Origin of the sequence: Martinezella tropici, from assembly GCF_003287875.1 — a bacterium.
GTDB lineage: Bacteria > Pseudomonadota > Alphaproteobacteria > Rhizobiales > Rhizobiaceae > Rhizobium > Rhizobium tropici_C.
This window is the reverse complement of record NZ_QMKK01000007.1, coordinates 1-716: the sequence shown is the minus strand read 5'-3', so window position 1 is coordinate 716 and position 716 is coordinate 1. Positions and strand designations below refer to the sequence as shown.

General features: G+C 54.2%; 1 protein-coding gene and 1 pseudogene. Both read right to left on the bottom strand.

Annotation, left to right across the window (positions count from 1 at the left end):
* A pseudogene (locus tag DQ393_RS00100) lies at positions 1–164 on the bottom strand (flagellin); the annotation flags it as partial.
* A gap of 255 nt (positions 165–419) precedes the next feature.
* Positions 420–716 (bottom strand): flagellin (locus tag DQ393_RS00095; RefSeq protein WP_281023912.1); only part of this gene is annotated, 297 nt, incomplete at its 5' end.

The following is a 716-nucleotide window of genomic DNA, read 5'->3' as shown; positions in this document are numbered from 1 at the left end:
GACTTCATGCTGGTGGCGATCGACCAATAAGCGGCGTTGTCGGAAGCCTTGGAGATGCGCAGGCCGGAAGACACGGCGTTCTGCGTGTCCTGAAGGTTTGAGCCGATGGTGCGCAGCGTCTGGAGAGCAGCCATTGCGGCGTTGTTGGTAAGAATGCTCGTCATGATATTTGCCCCTTTGGCAGTGGTTGAATAAGGGACATTCCGGACCTAAAACCGGTAACGGCATTCAGCATCATGCCTGTTAACCAAAACCGTTAAGGTTAACTCGCCGCTTCGATGGTCCTAAGAAACAGCAATATAGTTAAGAAAAGCTGAACTCACTCGAGCCGGAAAATATAAAAAAAACCGCACCTTAGACAGGTGCGGTTAACTTGTTGTTTAGGATTTTCGACCAACGCGTTGCGTTGGCGCTTCCTATTAACGGAAGAGCGACAGGATCGACTGGTTCGAAGAGTTGGCGATCGACAGGGATTGGATAGCCAGCTGCTGCTGCGTCTGCAGAGCGGACAGCTTGCTCGATTCCTGTTCCATGTCGGCGTCAACCAGCTTGCCGACGCCCGACTGGATCGAGTCGGAGAGCGAGGAAGCGAAGCTCGTCTGCAGATCGATACGGCTGGAGACAGAGCCCAGCTTCGAGCCGAGGCTGGTCATGGAGTTCAGAGCGGTCTGAACCATGTTCAGGGCGCTGGAGATCTGGCCGCTCGTCATGCTGGA